Genomic DNA, 17,124 nt, shown 5'->3' on the forward strand with positions numbered 1-17,124 from the left:
CTTCCTGCTTCTGGAGGTGCGCCGTGCGGGTCACGCGTCGGCGGCTGTGGACTGGGTCTCGGTGGAGGTGCGGGCGACCCGGCCGCGGATGGCGTACCACCCGGCGACCAGCGCCCCGGCGATCAGCGGCAGGCACAGCACGGTGGTGCGTCCGACGCCGCCGTCGGCGTACATGAGGACCAGGACGGAGGCGAGGAACGCCAGCGTCACGAGTTCGGTCCAGGGGGATCCCGGCAGTCGGTAGCCGGGGCGGGTCAGTTCGCCCTTCTCCGTCTTCTGCCAGAAGAGCAGGTGACAGATCATGATCATGCCCCAGGTGGACAGGATCCCGATCGCGGCGAAGTTGAGCACGATCTCGAACGCGTCGGCGGGGACCACGAAGTTGAGGCCGACGCCGAGGACGCAGATGCCGCTGGTGAGCAGGATCCCGCCGTAGGGGACCTGGCTGCGGCTCATGACGCCGGTGAACCTGGGCGCGGAGCCGGACATCGCCATGGAGCGGAGGATGCGGCCGGTGGAGTAGAGGCCGGAGTTGAGCGAGGACATGGCCGCGGTGAGGACGACGAGGTTCATGACGCCGCCGGCCGCCGGGATGCCGATGTTGGACAGGACGGTGACGAAGGGGCTCTGGCCGCCGGTGTACTTGTTCCACGGCAGCAGCATCGAGAGCAGGACGACCGAGCCGACGTAGAAGAGGCCGACGCGCCACATGATCGAGTTGATCGCCTTCGGCATGATCTTCTCGGGGTTCTCGGTCTCTCCGGCCGCGACGCCGACCAGTTCGACGGAGGCGTAGGCGAAGACGACGCCCTGGAGGATCAGCAGCATGGGCAGCAGGCCGTTGGGGAAGACGCCGCCGTTGTCGGTGATCAGGGCCGGTCCCGGGGTGGTGTCGCCGACCTCGTGCTGGGTGGCCAGCAGGAAGATGCCGATCAGCATGAACGCCACGAGCGCGCTCACCTTGATGATGGCGAACCAGAACTCCAGCTCCCCGAACATCTTCACCGAGATGAGGTTCACGGTGAGGACGACGGCGAGCGCGATGAGCGCGATCACCCACTGCGGGATGTCGGAGAACATGCCCCAGTAATGGGTGTAGACGGCCACGGCGGTGATGTCGGCGATGCCGGTGGTGGCCCAGTTCAGGAAGTACATCCAGCCCGCTATGTACGCGCCCTTCTCGCCCAGGAACTCCCGGGCGTAGGACACGAAGGCGCCGGAGGACGGGCGGTACAGGACGAGTTCGCCGAGGGCGCGGACCACGAGGAAGGCGAAGAGTCCGCAGACCGCGTAGGCGATGAACAACGAGGGGCCGGCGTCGGCGAGGCGGCCGCCGGCACCGAGGAAGAGGCCGGTGCCGATGGCGCCGCCGATGGCGATCATGTTGACGTGCCGGGACTTCAGCGACTTGCTGTAGCCCTCGTCTCCGGCGTCGACATGGCCGGAACGTTTCTGCACGTCGTCGTGCAGGCTCTGCTCGCTCACGCCTGGGGGTTGCCTTCCGTGGGGGTGTCCGTGCCCGGGCCGGAGTCCTTGCCATGGGCCGGGGAACGCACGATGTCGGTGAGGGTGGTCTCGACGCGGTCGAGGTGGTGGGACATGGCCTCCACCGCGTCGAGCTCGGAACCGTCGATCAGCGCCTCGACGATCGCCCGGTGTTCCCGGTTGGACTGCTCGCGGCGGCCGCCCAGCTCGGTGAGGAAGGCCGACTGACGCGCCAGTGCGTCGCGGATCTCCTCGATGACCCGGCGGAAGACCGGGTTCTGGGCGGCCTCGGCCACGGCGAGATGGAAGAGGGTGTCCATCGCGACCCACGCGGTGGTGTCCGTCTCCCGCTCCATACGGTCCAGGAGATGGGCCAGGTGGTCGAGGTTCTCCGGGGTGCGGCGCACGGCCGCGTACCCGGCGACGGGGATCTCGACGTGGCGGCGCACTTCCAGCAGGTCGCTGGCCGCGTAGTCGCCGAAGGTGGGGTCCTCCACCGCGTCGGCGACGACGAAGGTGCCCTTGCCGGTCTTGGAGACGGTCAGGCCCATGGTCTGCAGGGCCCTGAGGGCTTCTCGCAGGACGGGCCGGCTGACCTCCAGGGTGCGGCAGAGCTCGGCCTCGGAGGGGAGCTTGTCGCCGATGGCGTACTCCCCGCGCTCGATGGCGCCACGCAGATGCGCCAGGACCGCCTCCATGGCACTGATGCGCCGCGGGGGCTGTCCGGCTGTCCGGCTGTCTGACAGGTTCACGGGAGTGATACTCCGGGCGGCAGGAGGGTGCTGTCAAGGCGGGTGAAAGAAGAATTTCATGGGGTGTGGGACATGAAAGCCGTCCCACACCCCCGGGGGTGTCGGTCAGCCGCTCAGCACACCCGTCGCCAGCAGGCCGAACAGCAGCGTGCCCACGACGATCCGGTAGACGACGAAGGCGTTGAAGGAGTGCTTGGCCACGAACTTCAGCAGCCAGGCGATGGAGGCGTAGGCGACGACGAAGGAGACGGCCGTGCCGACGGCCAGCGGGGCCGCCCCCGCGCCGGTGCCGAGCGCGTCCTTGAGCTCGTAGAGGCCGGCGCCGGTCAGGGCGGGGATGCCCAGGAAGAACGACAGCCGGGTGGCGGCGAGGCGGTCGAGGTCGAGGATCAGCGCGGTGGACATGGTGGCGCCGGAGCGGGAGAAGCCGGGGAAGAGCAGGGCGAGGATCTGGGAGCTGCCGACGAGCATCGCGTCCTTGAACGAGGTGTCGTCCTCCCCCCGCTTGTGCCGGCCCATCTGGTCCGCCGCCCACATCACACCGCTGCCGACGATCAGGGAGCCCGCGACCACCCACAGGGAGGCCAGCGGGCCCTGGATGAGCGGCTTGGCGGCCAGGCCCACGACGACGATCGGGATGGTGGCGTAGATGACCCACCAGGCGAACTTGTAGTCGTGGTGGTAGCGCTCCTCCTTGTTCCGCAGCCCGCGGCCCCACGCGGAGACGATCCGCACGATGTCCTTGAAGAAGTACACGAGCACGGCCGCGATCGCGCCGACCTGGATGACGGCCGAGAACCCGACCACGGCGTCGTCGTCGACGGGGATGTTCATGAGCCCCTCGGCGATCTTCAGATGGCCGGTGGAGGAGACGGGCAGGAACTCGGTCACCCCCTCGACGGCTCCGAGGACGACGGCCTGACCGACGCTGATGGCGCTCATGGATTCCAGTTCTTCCGGCGGGGAGGGGGATCGGCGGGGACAGTCTTACTACACGCGGACGTGTCCCGAATCCCTACGCCCAGACGGCGCGGGCCAGTTCCACACCCGCGAACGCGGCCCCCAGACCGGCGACCAGGCTCCCGCCGACGTTGGCGAGCGCGTACAGCCCCGCGCCCGTCTCGGTCAGCCGCAGGGTCTCGTAGGAGAAGGTCGAGTACGTCGTCAGGGCGCCGCACAGGCCGGTCCCCAGCAGGAGCTGGAGGTGGTGGGACCCGGCGGCGCCGGTCAGCAGACCGAGGACGAGGCAGCCCGTGACGTTGACGACGAAGGTGCCCCACGGGAAGACCGAGTCGTGGCGGGACTGGATCGCGCGGTCGGTGAGATAGCGGAGCGGTGCACCGACCACGGCGCCCGCGACGACCAGCAGCCAGTTCACAACGACCTCTTACCGTGCGTGTCCGATTCGCCGGATTCCTCGCCCCGTCCGACGTACCTGATGACCTCGCAGTCGTCGAGGATGACCAGGCCTTCGGTGACGAGTTCGTCGAGTTGCGGCAGGAAGGCGCGGACGCGTTCCTCGGTGTCGACGATGACGATCGCGACCGGCAGGTCCTCGCTCAGGGACAGCAGCCGTGAGGTGTGGATCCGGGAGGAGGCGCCGAAGCCCTCGATGCCGCGGAAGACGCTGGCCCCCGCGAGACCGGCCCGGTGGGCGCGGTGCACGATCTCGCTGTAGAGGGGCTTGTGGTGCCAGGTGTCGTGCTCGCCGATGAACACGGTCACCCGCAGGGCGTTGCCGGTCAGCCTCGTCATGGCTGCCTCCGCTTCAGGACGCGGCGGGTCGCCGTCGCGGCGAGCCACACCGCCGTGAGGGCCGCGAACAGGGTCGCGGCGAGGTAGGCCAGGCCGGTGCCGGGATGGCCTGAGTCGACGAGTTTCTGCACGTCGACTGCGTATGTGGAGAAGGTGGTGAAGCCGCCGAGGACCCCGGTGCCGAAGAAGGGGCGGACCAGGCGGTGCGCGGCCCGCACCTCGGTGACGAGCACCATGAACACACCGATCACGGCGCAGCCGACGACGTTGGTCCAGAAGGTCGCCCAGGGGAATCCGCCGGGGTGGAGGGGCCACCACAGGGAGAGCGCGTAACGGGCCGTCGCCCCGAGGGCACCGCCGAGCGCGACCACGGCGACGACGGGGGCCTGCCCGCGCGCGAGGGGCTCCCTGGGGGTGCGGAGCCGTTCGGCCTCCGGGGCTTTCATGGTCGTACGTCTCCTGCCTGGACGGCCTGATCGGGGCCGGTCAACAGGCTAACGCCGGACGCCCTTACCGGCGGGCGGCTCGCACAGGGCCACGCCCCGCTCCCACAGGCTGCCCAGGACCAGGTGTCCCGCTGCCTCGCAGACGCTGGTGACCATTTTGAAGCCGGAGTGGCGGCGGGCGAGGTGGTGGACGGTCTCGCCATGGTCGTCGACGGCCAGGACACCGATCGTGCCCGTGGGGACGAAGGGGGAACGCACGGCCACCCGGGCGGCGGCGCGGCGGACGGCGGGGCCGGCGCGGTGCAGTAGGTCCAGCGGCGGGATCCGGGGTCCGGCCAGCGACACCCAGATCGGTCCGTCGGGTCCGGCGCGCCAGATGTTGTCGGGCATACCGGGGAGGTCCTCGGCGAAGGGTTCGGAGCTGCCCGCCTTCGGGCCGGTGAGCCAGTGGCGGGTCAGGCGGTACGCGCCGGTCTCGGCGACGACCAGGAAGGACTCGTCGCCGCTCGGGGCGAGGCCGTTGGCGAACTGAAGCCCGTCCAGGAGGACTTCGGGTGTCTCGCTGCCGGGTGCGAGGCGCAGCAGGCGGCCCGTGCCGGTGTGTTCGACGAGGTCGCCGATCCACTGGTCGAGGGGGTAACGGCGGCTGGAGACCGTGAAGTACACGGTGCCGTCGGAGAGGGCGACGGTGTTGCTGCAGAACCGCAGCCGCTCCCCCGCCACCGAGTCGGCGAGGATGCGCACGACGCCCGTGTTCAGGTCGACGCGCAGCAGCCCGAGTTCGGCGTCGCACACCAACAGGCTGTCGTCCGCGAGGAGTTCGAGGCCAAGGGGTCTGCCGCCGGTCTCCGCGAGCACCTCGACGCGGGCCCTGGCCGGGTCGGCGAGACCGTCGAGGCGGAGGATACGGCCGTCCTCCACACCGGTCAGCACACGGCCCCGGCTGTCGGCGACGACGTCCTCGGGGCCGCGGCCGCCGATCGCGACGTACCTGCGGGGGACCAGTACCTGTGCACGCTCCACGGACATCCGCCCTTCGTCGCCTCAGAGCCTTTCGCGGCCCGAGAACTCCTTCTTACCAGCCCTTCTCGAACATGCGCGCCACCTCGGCTATCCGCACCTCGTCCCGTCGGTAGTAGGTGCGCCGCCGGATCCGCTTGGCGCGCAACAGGCCGATGTCCGCGAGCAGTTCGAGGTGGGTGTCGGCGATCTGGCGGCGCACGCCGAGCTTGGCGGCCACGGCGTCCGCGGTCACACCGTCCGCGGTCAGGTCGCCACGACGCTGCGACGGGAAGTGCGCGACCGGATCCTTCAGCCATTCCAGGATGTCCAGCCGTCGCTCACTGACGGGAGTCCTCAGCATGTAGTCCCCCTCCGGACCGGCCTCCTCGTACCGCGTGTTCCCACTGTCCCGCAGTCAGGGCCGTCGTGTACGGACTTCACATGGCTTGTCCGATACCGAAGGGACATGCGAGGAACGTCTGTGTACTTTTTTGCGTTCCGGTCACCGGTTCCCGGCGAGTCGGCCCGTGGAACCGAGCGCGCCCGCCATCGCCACTTCGAGTTGCTCGGCGACCCGGTCCAGAGGTTCCGCGCTGCGCTTGGCGCGGCACATGGCGGTCGCGCCCTCCACGGCGGCCACGACCAGGGCCGCGAGGCCGAGAGCCTGATCCGGGGCGACGCCCCGTTCCCGCAGCGCGTCGCCGAGCAGCCGCTCCCAGTCCTCGAACGCCTCCGCGGCGGCGAGGAGGGCCGGCGAGGCCTCGTCGACCGGTGGCTCCTCGACGGCGACGGCCAGCACGGGGCAGCCGGCCCGGAAGCCGCTGTCGACGACGATGCCGCGCCACAGGGCCAGGAAGGCGCGCAGTGCGGCGACCGGGCCCGCCTCCAACTCCTTGCGCAGCACCCGCGAGATCGCTCCCCCCGAGTACCGCACCGCCTCGGTCGCGACCTGCTGCTTGCCCTCGGGGAAGTAGTGGTAGGTCGAGCCGAGCGGCGCCTTGGCGTGTTTCGCCAGTTCCCGGATGCTCGCGGCGTTCAGACCACGTCTGCTGATCAGGTCCGCCGCGCCGGCCACGATGCGCTCGCGCGACGGCGCACTGGGTTTGGCCAAGGCCGTACTCCCCTCTGGATATAACGCTCGTCATAGTCTAGCGTGACCTCCGCTTATAACGACTGTCATAACCGGCGACTGTCATAACCGGTGACTGTCACAAACGGCGTCCGCCACCGAGGCCGCCACGATCGAAGAAGGAGTCCCGCATGCCGATGATCCGGCTCACCGCCCCGTCCGGTTCGCTCACCGAGGAGGGCCTCAAGTCCGTCCAGCGCGATCTGGGCGCCGTCCTGCTGCACTGGGAAGGGGCGCCCGACACCGCGTTCTTCCGCGCCCAGGCGTGGAGCTACCTCGTCGAGTTGCCCGAGGGGGCGCAGACCACCGCCGAGGACGAGGCGCCCCGGTTCCTCGTGGAGGTGACGGTGCCGCAGGGCGCGCTGTCCGAGAGGCGCAAGGCCGGTCTGGTCGAGGAAGTCACCCGGACGGTGCTCGACGCCGCCGGGCTGTCCCAGGAGGACGCCCTGCGGGTGTGGGTGCTGGTGCACGAGCAGCCCGACGGCACCTGGGGCGCGGGCGGCTCCGTCATCCGCTACGTCGACCTGGTGGCCCTGGCGAAGGAGCAGCGGACCGGTGCGTGAACTGACCTATACCGGCCGGCGCGCCGTCGAATGGCGCGAGGCGCCCGACCCCGCGCTCCGGTCCGACCAGGAGGCGATCGTCATGCCGGTCGCGGCCACCTCCTGCGACGTCGACTCCGCGATCCTCGCCGGACACGGCTTCATCGACCCGCCCTTCGCTCTGGGCCACGAGTGCGTGGCCCGGGTCGTCGGGACCGGCGACGCGGTGACGTCCGTGTCCCCCGGTGATCTCGTGGTCGTCCCCTGGTCCATCAACTGCGGCACCTGCGACCACTGCCGTGCCGGACTGACCGCGCACTGCACGGCCGTACCGCACATGGCCATGTACGGCGCGCCGATCGGCGGCAGTTGGGGCGGGCTCTTCTCCGACCTGGTCCGCGTCCCCTGGGCGGACGCGATGCTGGTGCCCCTGCCCGCCGGTCTGGACCCGGTCGCCATGGCGTCGGCCAGTGACAACTGGTCCCTGTCGTGGCGTCTGGTCGCACCGCATCTCCGGAACAGGCCCGGCGCCCGGGTGCTGGTCGTCGCGCGCGGCAGCATCGGCCTGTACGTCTGCGACATCGCCCGCGCGCTCGGCGCCTCCGACGTCCTGTACGTCGACCCCGACGCCGGTCATCGCCGGCTCGCCGAGAGCTTCGGGGCCCGCACGGCGGAGGCGATCGAGCCCGTACGGCACGGCTTCGATCTCGCCGTCGAGGCCACCGGCCGCGTCGACCAGCTCGCGCTCGCCGTCAAGTGCCTTACCCCGGAAGGCATCTGCGAGTCCGCCGGCAACCACTTCCGGCCCGGTGAGCTCCCGTTGCTCGACATGTACCTCACGGCTGTCACCCTGCGCATCGCCCGCGACAACGTCCGGAACCACATCCCGGACGCCCTGGACCTCGCCCGCTCCGGCGACGTGGACCCGGCACGGGTCGTCTCGGACGTCTTCGACTGGGAGCAACTCCCCGAAGCGCTGCCCGAGAAGCACCTCAAGCCGGTGTTCGTCCGCAAGGACGGCTGAGCGGGACCCCTCGGTCGCCCCGGTCCGCGCGACTGATCGTCGGGTCGCCCTTCATGGGCAGACGGTCGGCCGCGCCGAACGTGCCGTCCCACGCCACGTCTGCCGGCAGAACGCACGGGGGCCCGGCCGCACTCCGCGGCCGGGCCCCCGTCCCACGGCGCCGCGCGCCGCGCGCCGCACGGGACTACCGGTGGCTGAACCACGCCATCGCCGGAAGCGCCTTGTCGTCGTAGCCGAACAGCGCCTGGTTCTCCCAGCCGTTGCCGGACGTGGCGTCGGCCGGGTCCCAGCCGTTGCCGGTGACCGCGGTCCAGGTCGACTCCCAGTAGAAGACGCCGAGACCGCGGCCGTTCGGGACGGCCTCCACGATGCTGGCGACGTCGTTCATCCACCGGGTCTGGCCCGCCGTCGTGGCCGGGTAACCGGAGACCAGTTCGCTGGAGAGGTCGATGATGTTCTCGAAGGAGTCGTCGCTGTCCAGACGGAAGGGGTACGCCGTCTCGGCGACGAACACCGGCTTGCCGTAACGGGCGGCCGCGTCGTCCAGTGTCGTCTGGAAGTCGGCGAGCGAACCGTGCCAGTAGCCGTAGTAGGACAGGCCGATGACGTCGAACTTGACACCGTTGGAGACCGCGCTGTCGAACCACCAGCGGGTACCGGTCAGGTCACCGCCCTTGGCGAGGTGCAGCGCGACCTGGGTGGAGGAGCTGACCGCCTTGACCGCGTCGTAGCCGGAGTTGAGCAGACCGGCCAGCTGCGACCAGTTGGAGGTGGAGCCCGCCGACCACAGCATGCCGCCGTTGATCTCGTTGCCCACCTGGACCATGTCGGCCGTGGTGCCCTGCGCCTTCAGCGCGTTGAGGACGTCGTACGTGTGGTTGTAGACGTCCGTCTTCAGCTGGCTGTAGCTGTGCCCCGACCACGCGGAGGGCACGGTCTGGGCACCCGGGTCGGCCCAGGTGTCCGAGTAGTGGAAGTCGACCAGCAGCTTCATGCCCTGCGCCTTGATGCGCTTGGCCAGTGCCAGGACCTGGGTCTTGCCGTTGTAGCCGTCGGCCGCGTTGACCCAGACCTTGACGCGCGCGTAGTTCTGTCCGGCGGACTTGAGGATGGCGAGCGCGTCGCCGGTCGTGCCGGAACTCGTCTTGTAGGTGCCGCCCTTGGCCTCGCTCTTGGCGAGCGAGGAGACGTCCGAGCCCTTGATGGACGTGCTGGTCGAGCCCGACGCGAAGGTCAGGTCGTCGACGTTGATCCAGTTGCCCGCGTTGGCGTCGGAGTTGATGCTGATCGTGCACTGGTTGTTCGTCACCGCGATGGAGGTGACGACGCGTATCCAGCCGCTGGCGGAGACCGGCAGGTTGGTGCGCTGCTCCGAACTCCCGCAGTTCTTCAGGGAGATGTAGGCGGAGTTCTGCCCGCCGCCGGAACGGACCCAGGCGGTGAGGGTGTAGTTCCCGTTGGTCAGCCCGGACAGGTACTGGTACGTCTCCACCGTGTAGGCGGAGGCCGAGTAGTGGCTGAGGCGGTAACTGCCGCCGTGGCCACCGGACTCGGAGTACGAGGCGCCGGTCGAGCCGTACTCGGACCAGCCGGTGGGGGCCGCCGAGCCCGCGCCGTCGGATTCGAACCCGCCGTTGGTGAGCGTGCTGGCCGCCTGGGCGGTCTGCGCGGGCAGGGCGGTGAGGGCGAGCCCCGCGGTGAGCGGGAGGAGCAGGGCCCTGAGGGTGCGTCTGGGATGGAACATCTTCGTCCGTCGTCCCTTCGACAAATGGGGTGGGGAATGCCTTCGCCGGGGACGACGAAGGTGCCCCTCCGCCCGCGGCACGAGCGGCTCGCACGGGCGGAGGGGAATCGGTGGGGCCCGTGGGCCCTCGGCTCAGCCGTCGAGCCGTACGACCCTGACGGTTCCCGCGGGGACCTCCAGGCGGCCCGCGGCACGCTCGCCGGTCAGCAGCTCGGTGCCGGCGGACTCCAGCGACACCTTGGCGTCGGAGGCGGTGTGGTTGACGGCGAAGAGGTAGGTGCCCGACTCTCCGGCACGGCGTACGACCTCGACGTCACGCGGCAGGTCGGCACGCGGCGCGATCCGCGCGTCCTCGATGGCCCAGCCGAGCAGCGCGTCGAGGCCCTCGGCGCCCAGGCGCGTGGAGACGTACCAGGCGGTGCCCTCGCCGAGACGGTGGCGGGTGACGGCCGGGTGGCCGGCGGTCAGACCGTCGGCGTAGGTCCACACGGTCTCGGCGCCGTGCGGGACGACGAACTCGGTCCACACGTCACCGCTGAGCTCGGAGCCGTCCGGGCCGGTGACGCGCACCAGCTGGTCCTTCAGGAGCGGCGAGAACTCCTCGACGGTCAGACCGAGGACGTCCCGCAGCGCGCCCGGGTAGGCGCCCTCGTGCACGGCGTCGTGCTCGTCGACGATGCCGGAGAAGAAGGAGACGACGAGGGTGCCGCCGTTCTCCACGTACTCCTTGAGGTTGTTCCCTGCCGCCTCCGTCATCAGGTAGAGGGCCGGCACGACGACAAGGGGATACCTCGACAAGTCGGCTTCCGGGTGGGCGAAGTCGACGGTGAGGTGCCGGTCGTAGAGCGCCTCGTAGAAGGCGTCGGCGCGCTCGCGCGGGTCGTGGTCCTCGCTGGGGCGCCAGGCGAGGTTCTGCGCCCACCAGGAGTGCCAGTCCCACAGGACGGCCACGTCGGCCTGGGTGCGGGTGCCGCGGACCGTGCTCAACGAGTCCAGGGAGGCGCCGAGTTCGACGACCTCGCGCCACACGCGCGTGTCGGTGCCGCCGTGCGGGAGCATCGCCGAGTGGAACTTCTCGGCGCCGCGCCGGGACTGCCGCCACTGGAAGAACATGGCGCCCTCGGAACCCCGTGCCACGTGGGCGAGGGAGTTGCGGGCCATCTGGCCGGGAGCCTTGGCGGGGTTGCGGGTCTGCCAGTTGACACCCGAGGTGGAGTGCTCCAGGAGGATCCAGGGCGCTCCGCCCGCCACCGAGCGGGTGAGGTCGGCGGCCATCGCGAGGTTGACGTGGGTGCGGCGGCCGTCGGTGATCAGGTAGTGGTCGTTGGTGACGATGTCGACCTCACGGCCCCAGGCCCAGTAGTCGACGGAGTCGCACTGGCTGAGGGCGGTCATGAAGTTGGTCGTCACCGGGACGCCGGGCGCGAGGCGGTGCAGAATGTCCCGCTCCATACGGAAGTTCTCGCGCATGGTGGCGTCGGCGAAGCGCTTGTAGTCCAGCGCCTGGCCCGGGTTGCCGACCGTGGGCGCGAGGCGCGGCGGGTTGATGTCCGCGAAGTCCGCGTACCACTGGCCCCAGAACGCGGTGCCCCAGGCCTCGTTGACGGCTTCGACCGTCTCGTACGTCGCCTGGAGCCAGCGGCGGAAGTGGGCCGCGCAGGAGTCGCAGTAGCAGGCGGAGACGGGGACGCCGTACTCGTTGTGCACGTGCCACATGGCCAGCGCCGGGTGGTCGCCGTAGCGCTCGGCGAGCTTCGTGGTGATGTGCGCGGCGGCCGCGCGGTAGTCGGCGTTGCTGTGACAGATGGCGCCGCGCGAGCCGAACTCGTAGCGCACGCCCTGCTCCGAGACGGGCAGCGCGTCGGGGTGGGCCCGGTAGAACCAGACCGGCGGGACCACGGTGGGGGTGCCGAGGTCGACCCGGATGCCGTTCTCGTGGAGCAGATCGATCAGGCGGTCGAGCCAGCCGAAGTCGTGGACCCCGGGTGAGGGCTCCAGGAGCGCCCAGGAGAAAATTCCGACACTCACCATGGTGACGCCGGCCTCGCGCATCAGCCGGACGTCTTCCTGCCAGACGCTTTCCGGCCACTGCTCGGGGTTGTAGTCCCCACCGAAGGCGAGCCTGGTGAGGCCCCTGGGGGTGGCTTCCGGCATGGATTTCTCCCGTTGTGGTCGATCATTTGGGAACGTGCACACAGCTGATCAGCGGTGCGAGGCCAAGATAACCGCATGGCCACAACCATTGACAAGTGTCCGGGATGTTTCTCTACTGTGAACGCTCACAGACGCATGGCAGGCCTTCCGCAGCAGGCGGGGGCCCAGGTCAGGGGAGAGATCCATGCCCATCACGAAGCGCAGCCGGCTCAGCAGAGTGGCAGCATCCGCCGTCGCCGTAGCCCTCGGCGCCACCGCACTCGCCGCCTGCGGCTCGTCCGACGGGGACAGCGAGACCGAGTCCGGTCCCGTCTCGCTGACGTACTGGACCTGGACGCCGGGCATGGACAAGGTCGTCGACCTCTGGAACCAGGGCCAGGGCAAGAAGGACCAGATCACCGTCACGGTGAAGAAGCAGGCGTCCGGTGACACGCTGATCACCAAGATCCTCACCGCGCACAAGGCCGGCAAGGCTCCCGACCTGGTCCAGGCCGAGTACCAGGCACTGCCGACCCTGGTCAGCAATGACGCGCTCGCGGACATCTCGAAGAACGTGGGCGACGCGAAGAGCAAGTTCGCCGACGGTGTGTGGCAGCAGACCACGCTGGGCACGGACGCCGTCTACGCGGTCCCGCAGGACATCGGCCCGATGATGTTCTACTACCGCCAGGACCTCTTCAAGAAGTACGGCCTGACCGTCCCGACCACCTGGGACGAGTTCGCCGAGACGGCCCGCGCGCTGAAGAAGAAGTCCTCCGACACGGACCTCACCACCTTCTCCGCCAACGACTCCGGCCTCTTCGCGGGCCTGGCCCAGCAGGCCGGCGCCCAGTGGTGGACCACCGAGGGCGACAAGTGGAAGGTCGGCATCAACGACGCGGCCACCAAGAAGGTCGCCGACTTCTGGGGCGGCCTCGTCAAGGAGGGCGCCATCGACAACCAGCCGATGTACACCCCGGCCTGGAACAAGGCGCTCAACACCGGCAAGCAGATCGCCTGGGTCTCCGCCGTGTGGGCGCCGGGCACCCTGACCACCGCCGCGCCCGACACCAAGGGCAAGTGGGCCATGGCCCCGCTCCCCCAGTGGACCGCGGGTGAGAACAAGACCGGCAGCTGGGGCGGCTCCTCCACCGCCGTCACCACGGACTCCAAGCACCAGGAGGCCGCCGCGAAGTTCGCCGCCTGGCTGAACACCGACGACGCCGCCCTCCAGGCCCTGGCAAAGGAGAGCGGCATCTACCCGGCCGCCACCAACGCCCAGACCAGCGGCGCCTTCACCACCCCGCCGGACTACTTCTCCAACCAGGCGGACTTCTACACCAAGGCCGCCGAGATCGCGAAGACCACGGCGCCCTCGGCCTGGGGCCCGAACGTGAACGTCGCCTACACGACCTTCAAGGACGCGTTCGGCGCCGCCGCCAAGAACAAGTCGGACTTCACCGCCGCCCTGGACACCATGCAGGACGACACCGTCGCCGACCTCAAGAAGCAGGGCTTCGGGGTCAGCGAGTGACCAGCGCACGCCGGAAGTCGTACGGGGTCAAGGGGGCCCCGTACGCTTTCCTCATCCCCGCCACGATCCTCTTCGCGCTGTTCTTCGCGCTGCCCATCGGGTACGCGGTCTGGCTCAGCTTCCGCAAGGTGCACGTCTCGGGCCTGGGCCTGGGCAAGGGCGCCCGCTCGGAGGTCTGGGCCGGCCTGGAGAACTACACGGACGCCCTCACGGACAGCGAGCTGCTGAACGGCGCGCTGCGCGTCCTCGGCTACGGCTGCATCGTCGTGCCGGTGATGCTCGGCCTCGCCCTGCTGTTCGCGCTGATGCTCGACTCCGACAAGGTGCGCTTCACCCCCTTCACCCGGCTCGCGATCTTCCTGCCGTACGCCATCCCCGGCGTGGTGGCGGCGCTGCTGTGGGGCTTCCTGTACCTGCCGGACGTCAGCCCCTTCTACTACGTGCTGGAGAGGCTGGGCCTGCCGCAGCCGGATCTGCTGGACGGCGGCCCGCTGTACTTCGCGCTGTCGAACATCGCGGTCTGGGGCGGCACCGGCTTCAACATGATCGTCATCTACACCTCGCTCCAGTCCATCCCGGCCGAGGTGTACGAGGCGGCGAAGCTGGACGGCGCCACCCCGACGCAGATCGCGCTGCGCATCAAGATCCCGATGGTGGCGCCCTCGCTGGTGCTGACCTTCTTCTTCTCGATCATCGCGACGCTCCAGGTGTTCAACGAGCCGACCACGCTGAAGCCGCTCACCAACTCCGTGTCCACGACCTGGAGCCCGCTGATGAAGGTGTACCGGGACGCGTTCGGCACCGGTGACATCTACGCGGCGGCCGCCCAGGCCGTGATCATCGCGCTCGCCACGCTGCTGCTGTCCTTCGGGTTCCTGCGGGCCGCGAACCGTCGTCAGAAGCAGGAGGCAGCACGATGAGTTCTCTTGCCGTCCGCAAGACCGAGCCGGCCGCGGGCACCACGCCGGGCGCGGCCCAGGGTCCGCCGCTGCGCCGCCGGATCTCGCTCGTCCCCACGGTGACGCTCCTGATCGGCGCCCTGTACACGCTGCTGCCGGTGGCGTGGGTGGTGATCGCGTCCACCAAGTCCGGCACGGAGCTGTTCTCCACGTTCACGTTCCTGCCGGGATCGGGCTTCGTCGACAACATCAAGGACCTCAACGCCTACCGGGACGGCGTCTACTGGGGCTGGATGGCCAACTCCGCCTTCTACGCCGGCCTCGGCGCCCTCCTGTCGACGGTGGTGTCCGCGTTCAGCGGGTACGCGCTCGCGACCTACCGCTTCCGCGGCCGCGAGACGATGTTCAACATCCTGCTCGCCGGTGTGCTGATGCCGCCGATCATCCTCGCCGTCCCGCAGTACCTGCTGATGGCCCAGGCGAACCTCACCGACTCCTACCTCTCGGTGCTGCTCCCGCAGATCCTGTCGCCCTACGGCGTCTACCTCGCGCGCATCTACGCCGCCGCCGCGGTCCCCGCCGACGTGGTCGAGGCCGGGCGGATGGACGGCGCGAGCGAATGGCGGATCTTCACCCGGGTCGCGCTGCCGATGATGGTGCCCGGCATGGTGACGGTGTTCCTCTTCCAGTTCGTGGCGATCTGGAACAACTTCCTGCTCCCGTACATCATGCTGAGCGACGACGAGAAGTTCCCGATCACCCTCGGTCTGTACACGCTCCTGGAGCAGGGCGCCAACACCCCGGCCCTGTACACGCTGGTGATCACCGGCGCGTTCCTCGCGATCATCCCGCTCGTCGCGCTCTTCCTGGTCATCCAGCGGTTCTGGAGCCTCGATCTGCTCTCCGGAGCCGTAAAGTCATGACCATGAGTAACACGGGGGGCCGGCGCCGACCGCCGACGATCCACGACGTGGCCCGCGAGGCCGGGGTCTCACGGGGTACCGTCTCGCGCGTGCTCAACGGCGGGCACTACGTCAGCCCGGCCGCCCAGGAGGCGGTCAACGCCGCGATCAAGAAGACGGGTTACGTCGTCAACCGGCACGCCCGCTCGCTGATCACCGGGCGTTCGGACTCCATCGGCTTCCTGCTCACGGAGCCTCAGGAGCGGTTCTTCGAGGACCCCAACTTCAACGTCCTGTTGCGGGGCTGCACCCAGGCTCTCGCCGCGCACGACATCCCGCTGCTGCTGATGCTGGCCGGCACCGAGGACGAACGGCGGCGCATAACGCGCTACATCACCGCCGGTCACGTCGACGGGGTGCTGCTGGTCTCCAGCCACTCCGGGGACCCCGTCGCCGAGGAACTGCGCGAGGCGGGCGTGCCGCTCGTCGCGTGCGGCAAGCCGATCGGGCTGGGTTCCAAGGTGAGTTACGTGGCCGCCGACGACCGGGACGGCGCCCGGGACATGGTGCGCCATCTGCTGTCGCTGGGCCGGCGCCGGATCGGTGTGGTGACCGGTCCGCTGGACACCCCGGGCGGTGTCGAGCGGCTCGCCGGTTACAAGGAGGTACTCGCCGACACGGGCGTCGAGTTCGACGAACGGCTCGTGGTCTCCGGCGACTACAGCCGGGCCAGCGGTGAGGCGGGCGCCGAGCGGCTGCTCGCCCAGGCGCCCGACCTGGACGCGGTGTTCGTCGCGTCCGACCTGATGGCGCAGGGTGTGCTGACGGCGCTGGAGCGGTCGGGGCGGCGCGTACCGCAGGACGTCGCGGTCGGCGGGTTCGACGACTCGCCCGCCGCGCTGGCCGCCCGGCCCGAACTCACCACCATCCGCCAGCCCTGGGACCGCATCAGCGCGGAGATGGTCCGGGTGCTGCTGGCGCAGATCGGGGGCGAGGACCCGGCCGCGGTGATCCTCCCCACGGAGCTCGTCAAGCGCGAGTCGACCTGACGGAAGCCGCCGCCACGAACATCGGTACGGCGACGAACACGCGGTCTCGTTCCGCGCGGGCGCGCTGCTCGGCCATCCAGCCGGCGGCGCGCCCTTCGTCGTCCGCGAGCGCCGCGAGGTCGGTGAGCACCGGCAGTGCCTCGGGCCCGGTGAGGACCAGCGTGCGGATCTCGATGTGCACGTCCTCGAAGCCCGCGTCGAGCAGCAGGTTGCGGTGGGCTCGCGCGGCGCGCGGGGCGGTGACCCGGTCGGCGCGCGCGTGCACGAGTGCGCGGGTCAGGGCGGGATCGTCGGTGTCGATGACGATCGTGTCCCAGTCCTGGCCGACCAGGACGATGCGTCCGCCGGGCGCGAGGACCCGGCGGGCCTCCGCCAACGCGCGCTGCGGCTCGGCGAGTACGTGGAACACCTTGTCGGCCCGGTAGCCGTGCGCGGCGTGGTCGGGCAGCGGCAGCCGGTAGGCGTCCCCGGCACGGAAGTCACCCTCCGGCCAACGGGTCCGGGCGACGGCGAGCATCCGCTCGTCGGGGTCGGCCCCGACGGCCGCGACCCCGCGCTCGGTCAGCTCGGCCACGGCCCTGCCCCCGCCGCAGCCGACGTCCACGACCGGGTCGGCGGCGCCCAGCAAGTCGTAGGAGAGCAGCCGCAGTTCGCGTGCGCCGGGCATCCGCTCCACGCCGTCGAGCAGGGCGATGAGCCGGTCGGTCTTCTCCGGTGTCCTGGTCATG

At 70.0% G+C, this 17,124-nt stretch carries 18 protein-coding genes; 6 read left to right on the forward strand and 12 right to left on the reverse strand.

Annotation, left to right across the window (positions count from 1 at the left end; all coding sequences use genetic code 11):
- Positions 1-30: 30 nt before the first annotated feature.
- The 9 genes from HLK59_RS05215 to HLK59_RS05255 all read right to left on the reverse strand — a co-directional run bounded on the left by HLK59_RS05215 (position 31) and on the right by HLK59_RS05255 (position 6,551).
- Positions 31-1,485, reverse strand: a complete 1,455-nt coding sequence (locus HLK59_RS05215; RefSeq protein WP_171140029.1) for an amino acid permease — start codon at positions 1,483-1,485, stop codon at positions 31-33.
- Complete coding sequence (locus tag HLK59_RS05220) at positions 1,482-2,183, reverse strand: FadR/GntR family transcriptional regulator (RefSeq protein WP_171140063.1); 702 nt, start codon at positions 2,181-2,183, stop codon at positions 1,482-1,484. The genes HLK59_RS05215 and HLK59_RS05220 overlap by 4 nt, the downstream gene beginning before the upstream one ends.
- A 159-nt stretch (positions 2,184-2,342) precedes the next feature.
- Positions 2,343-3,179 (reverse strand): undecaprenyl-diphosphate phosphatase, encoded by an 837-nt coding sequence (locus HLK59_RS05225; RefSeq protein ID WP_171140030.1) that lies wholly within the window; start codon positions 3,177-3,179, stop codon positions 2,343-2,345.
- A 73-nt stretch (positions 3,180-3,252) separates the two neighbouring features.
- Positions 3,253-3,615 carry a fluoride efflux transporter CrcB gene (gene crcB, locus HLK59_RS05230; protein WP_171140031.1) on the reverse strand — a complete coding sequence of 121 codons (363 nt, stop codon included), beginning with the start codon at positions 3,613-3,615 and terminating at the stop codon, positions 3,253-3,255.
- Positions 3,612-3,992, reverse strand: a complete 381-nt coding sequence (locus HLK59_RS05235) for a DUF190 domain-containing protein (RefSeq protein WP_171140032.1) — start codon at positions 3,990-3,992, stop codon at positions 3,612-3,614. The genes crcB (HLK59_RS05230) and HLK59_RS05235 overlap by 4 nt, the downstream gene beginning before the upstream one ends.
- Complete coding sequence (crcB, locus tag HLK59_RS05240; RefSeq protein ID WP_171140033.1) at positions 3,989-4,438, reverse strand: fluoride efflux transporter CrcB; 450 nt, start codon at positions 4,436-4,438, stop codon at positions 3,989-3,991. Before crcB (HLK59_RS05240) ends, HLK59_RS05235 begins: the two co-directional genes overlap by 4 nt.
- A 48-nt stretch (positions 4,439-4,486) precedes the next feature.
- A complete protein-coding gene (locus HLK59_RS05245; RefSeq protein WP_171140064.1) occupies positions 4,487-5,461 on the reverse strand; it encodes an SMP-30/gluconolactonase/LRE family protein in 975 nt (324 codons plus the stop codon).
- Between the two features lie 52 nt (positions 5,462-5,513).
- Complete coding sequence (locus HLK59_RS05250; protein ID WP_171140034.1) at positions 5,514-5,801, reverse strand: helix-turn-helix domain-containing protein; 288 nt, start codon at positions 5,799-5,801, stop codon at positions 5,514-5,516.
- Between the two features lie 141 nt (positions 5,802-5,942).
- Positions 5,943-6,551, reverse strand: a complete 609-nt coding sequence (locus tag HLK59_RS05255; protein ID WP_171140035.1) for a TetR/AcrR family transcriptional regulator — start codon at positions 6,549-6,551, stop codon at positions 5,943-5,945.
- A gap of 149 nt (positions 6,552-6,700) precedes the next feature.
- On the opposite strand from HLK59_RS05255, the gene HLK59_RS05260 reads away from it, so the two are divergent.
- Both HLK59_RS05260 and HLK59_RS05265 read left to right on the forward strand, forming a co-directional pair.
- Positions 6,701-7,132 carry a tautomerase family protein gene (locus tag HLK59_RS05260; protein ID WP_171140036.1) on the forward strand — a complete coding sequence of 144 codons (432 nt, stop codon included), beginning with the start codon at positions 6,701-6,703 and terminating at the stop codon, positions 7,130-7,132.
- Positions 7,125-8,135, forward strand: a complete 1,011-nt coding sequence (locus tag HLK59_RS05265; RefSeq protein WP_171140037.1) for an alcohol dehydrogenase catalytic domain-containing protein — start codon at positions 7,125-7,127, stop codon at positions 8,133-8,135. Before HLK59_RS05260 ends, HLK59_RS05265 begins: the two co-directional genes overlap by 8 nt.
- A 184-nt stretch (positions 8,136-8,319) precedes the next feature.
- On the opposite strand, the gene HLK59_RS05270 is transcribed toward HLK59_RS05265, so the two are convergent.
- Together HLK59_RS05270 and HLK59_RS05275 are read right to left on the reverse strand one after the other, a co-directional pair.
- A complete protein-coding gene (locus HLK59_RS05270; protein ID WP_171140038.1) occupies positions 8,320-9,879 on the reverse strand; it encodes a glycosyl hydrolase 53 family protein in 1,560 nt (519 codons plus the stop codon).
- A 132-nt stretch (positions 9,880-10,011) separates the two neighbouring features.
- Positions 10,012-12,033 carry a beta-galactosidase gene (locus tag HLK59_RS05275; protein WP_171140039.1) on the reverse strand — a complete coding sequence of 674 codons (2,022 nt, stop codon included), beginning with the start codon at positions 12,031-12,033 and terminating at the stop codon, positions 10,012-10,014.
- Positions 12,034-12,217: 184 nt separating this feature from the next.
- On the opposite strand from HLK59_RS05275, the gene HLK59_RS05280 reads away from it, so the two are divergent.
- The 4 genes from HLK59_RS05280 to HLK59_RS05295 are packed head-to-tail and all read left to right on the forward strand — an operon-like array spanning position 12,218 to position 16,396.
- The gene (locus tag HLK59_RS05280; RefSeq protein ID WP_171140040.1) at positions 12,218-13,546 is read left to right on the forward strand and encodes an extracellular solute-binding protein; all 1,329 of its coding nucleotides are present in this window, start codon (positions 12,218-12,220) and stop codon (positions 13,544-13,546) included.
- Entirely contained in the window at positions 13,543-14,466 is a 924-nt protein-coding gene (locus HLK59_RS05285) for a sugar ABC transporter permease (RefSeq protein WP_171140041.1), read from the forward strand. Before HLK59_RS05280 ends, HLK59_RS05285 begins: the two co-directional genes overlap by 4 nt.
- The gene (locus HLK59_RS05290) at positions 14,463-15,368 is read left to right on the forward strand and encodes a carbohydrate ABC transporter permease (protein ID WP_171140042.1); all 906 of its coding nucleotides are present in this window, start codon (positions 14,463-14,465) and stop codon (positions 15,366-15,368) included. The genes HLK59_RS05285 and HLK59_RS05290 overlap by 4 nt, the downstream gene beginning before the upstream one ends.
- Entirely contained in the window at positions 15,365-16,396 is a 1,032-nt protein-coding gene (locus tag HLK59_RS05295; protein ID WP_171140043.1) for a LacI family DNA-binding transcriptional regulator, read from the forward strand. The genes HLK59_RS05290 and HLK59_RS05295 overlap by 4 nt, the downstream gene beginning before the upstream one ends.
- Here HLK59_RS05295 and HLK59_RS05300 read toward each other — a convergent pair.
- Positions 16,377-17,123: a methyltransferase domain-containing protein gene (locus HLK59_RS05300; RefSeq protein ID WP_171140044.1), complete on the reverse strand. Its 747-nt coding sequence runs from the start codon at positions 17,121-17,123 to the stop codon at positions 16,377-16,379. The two genes, HLK59_RS05295 and HLK59_RS05300, sit on opposite strands and share 20 nt — an antisense overlap.
- Position 17,124 lies beyond the last annotated feature (1 nt).

Source organism: Streptomyces sp. S3(2020) (assembly GCF_013044505.1).
Classification (GTDB): Bacteria; Actinomycetota; Actinomycetes; order Streptomycetales; family Streptomycetaceae; genus Streptomyces.

What these genes read in the sequence shown, in the direction of transcription:
- HLK59_RS05250 (WP_171140034.1), bottom strand. Translation starts at nt 5,801, where the DNA reads ATGCTGAGGACTCCCGTCAGTGAGCGACGGCTGGACATCCTGGAATGG.
- HLK59_RS05270 (WP_171140038.1), bottom strand. Translation starts at nt 9,879, where the DNA reads ATGTTCCATCCCAGACGCACCCTCAGGGCCCTGCTCCTCCCGCTCACC.
- HLK59_RS05225 (WP_171140030.1), bottom strand. Translation starts at nt 3,179, where the DNA reads ATGAGCGCCATCAGCGTCGGTCAGGCCGTCGTCCTCGGAGCCGTCGAG.
- HLK59_RS05300 (WP_171140044.1), bottom strand. Translation starts at nt 17,123, where the DNA reads ATGACCAGGACACCGGAGAAGACCGACCGGCTCATCGCCCTGCTCGAC.
- HLK59_RS05295 (WP_171140043.1), top strand. Translation starts at nt 15,365, where the DNA reads ATGACCATGAGTAACACGGGGGGCCGGCGCCGACCGCCGACGATCCAC.
- HLK59_RS05280 (WP_171140040.1), top strand. Translation starts at nt 12,218, where the DNA reads ATGCCCATCACGAAGCGCAGCCGGCTCAGCAGAGTGGCAGCATCCGCC.
- HLK59_RS05260 (WP_171140036.1), top strand. Translation starts at nt 6,701, where the DNA reads ATGCCGATGATCCGGCTCACCGCCCCGTCCGGTTCGCTCACCGAGGAG.
- HLK59_RS05235 (WP_171140032.1), bottom strand. Translation starts at nt 3,992, where the DNA reads ATGACGAGGCTGACCGGCAACGCCCTGCGGGTGACCGTGTTCATCGGC.
- HLK59_RS05220 (WP_171140063.1), bottom strand. Translation starts at nt 2,183, where the DNA reads ATGGAGGCGGTCCTGGCGCATCTGCGTGGCGCCATCGAGCGCGGGGAG.
- HLK59_RS05290 (WP_171140042.1), top strand. Translation starts at nt 14,463, where the DNA reads ATGAGTTCTCTTGCCGTCCGCAAGACCGAGCCGGCCGCGGGCACCACG.
- crcB (WP_171140033.1), bottom strand. Translation starts at nt 4,438, where the DNA reads ATGAAAGCCCCGGAGGCCGAACGGCTCCGCACCCCCAGGGAGCCCCTC.
- HLK59_RS05275 (WP_171140039.1), bottom strand. Translation starts at nt 12,033, where the DNA reads ATGCCGGAAGCCACCCCCAGGGGCCTCACCAGGCTCGCCTTCGGTGGG.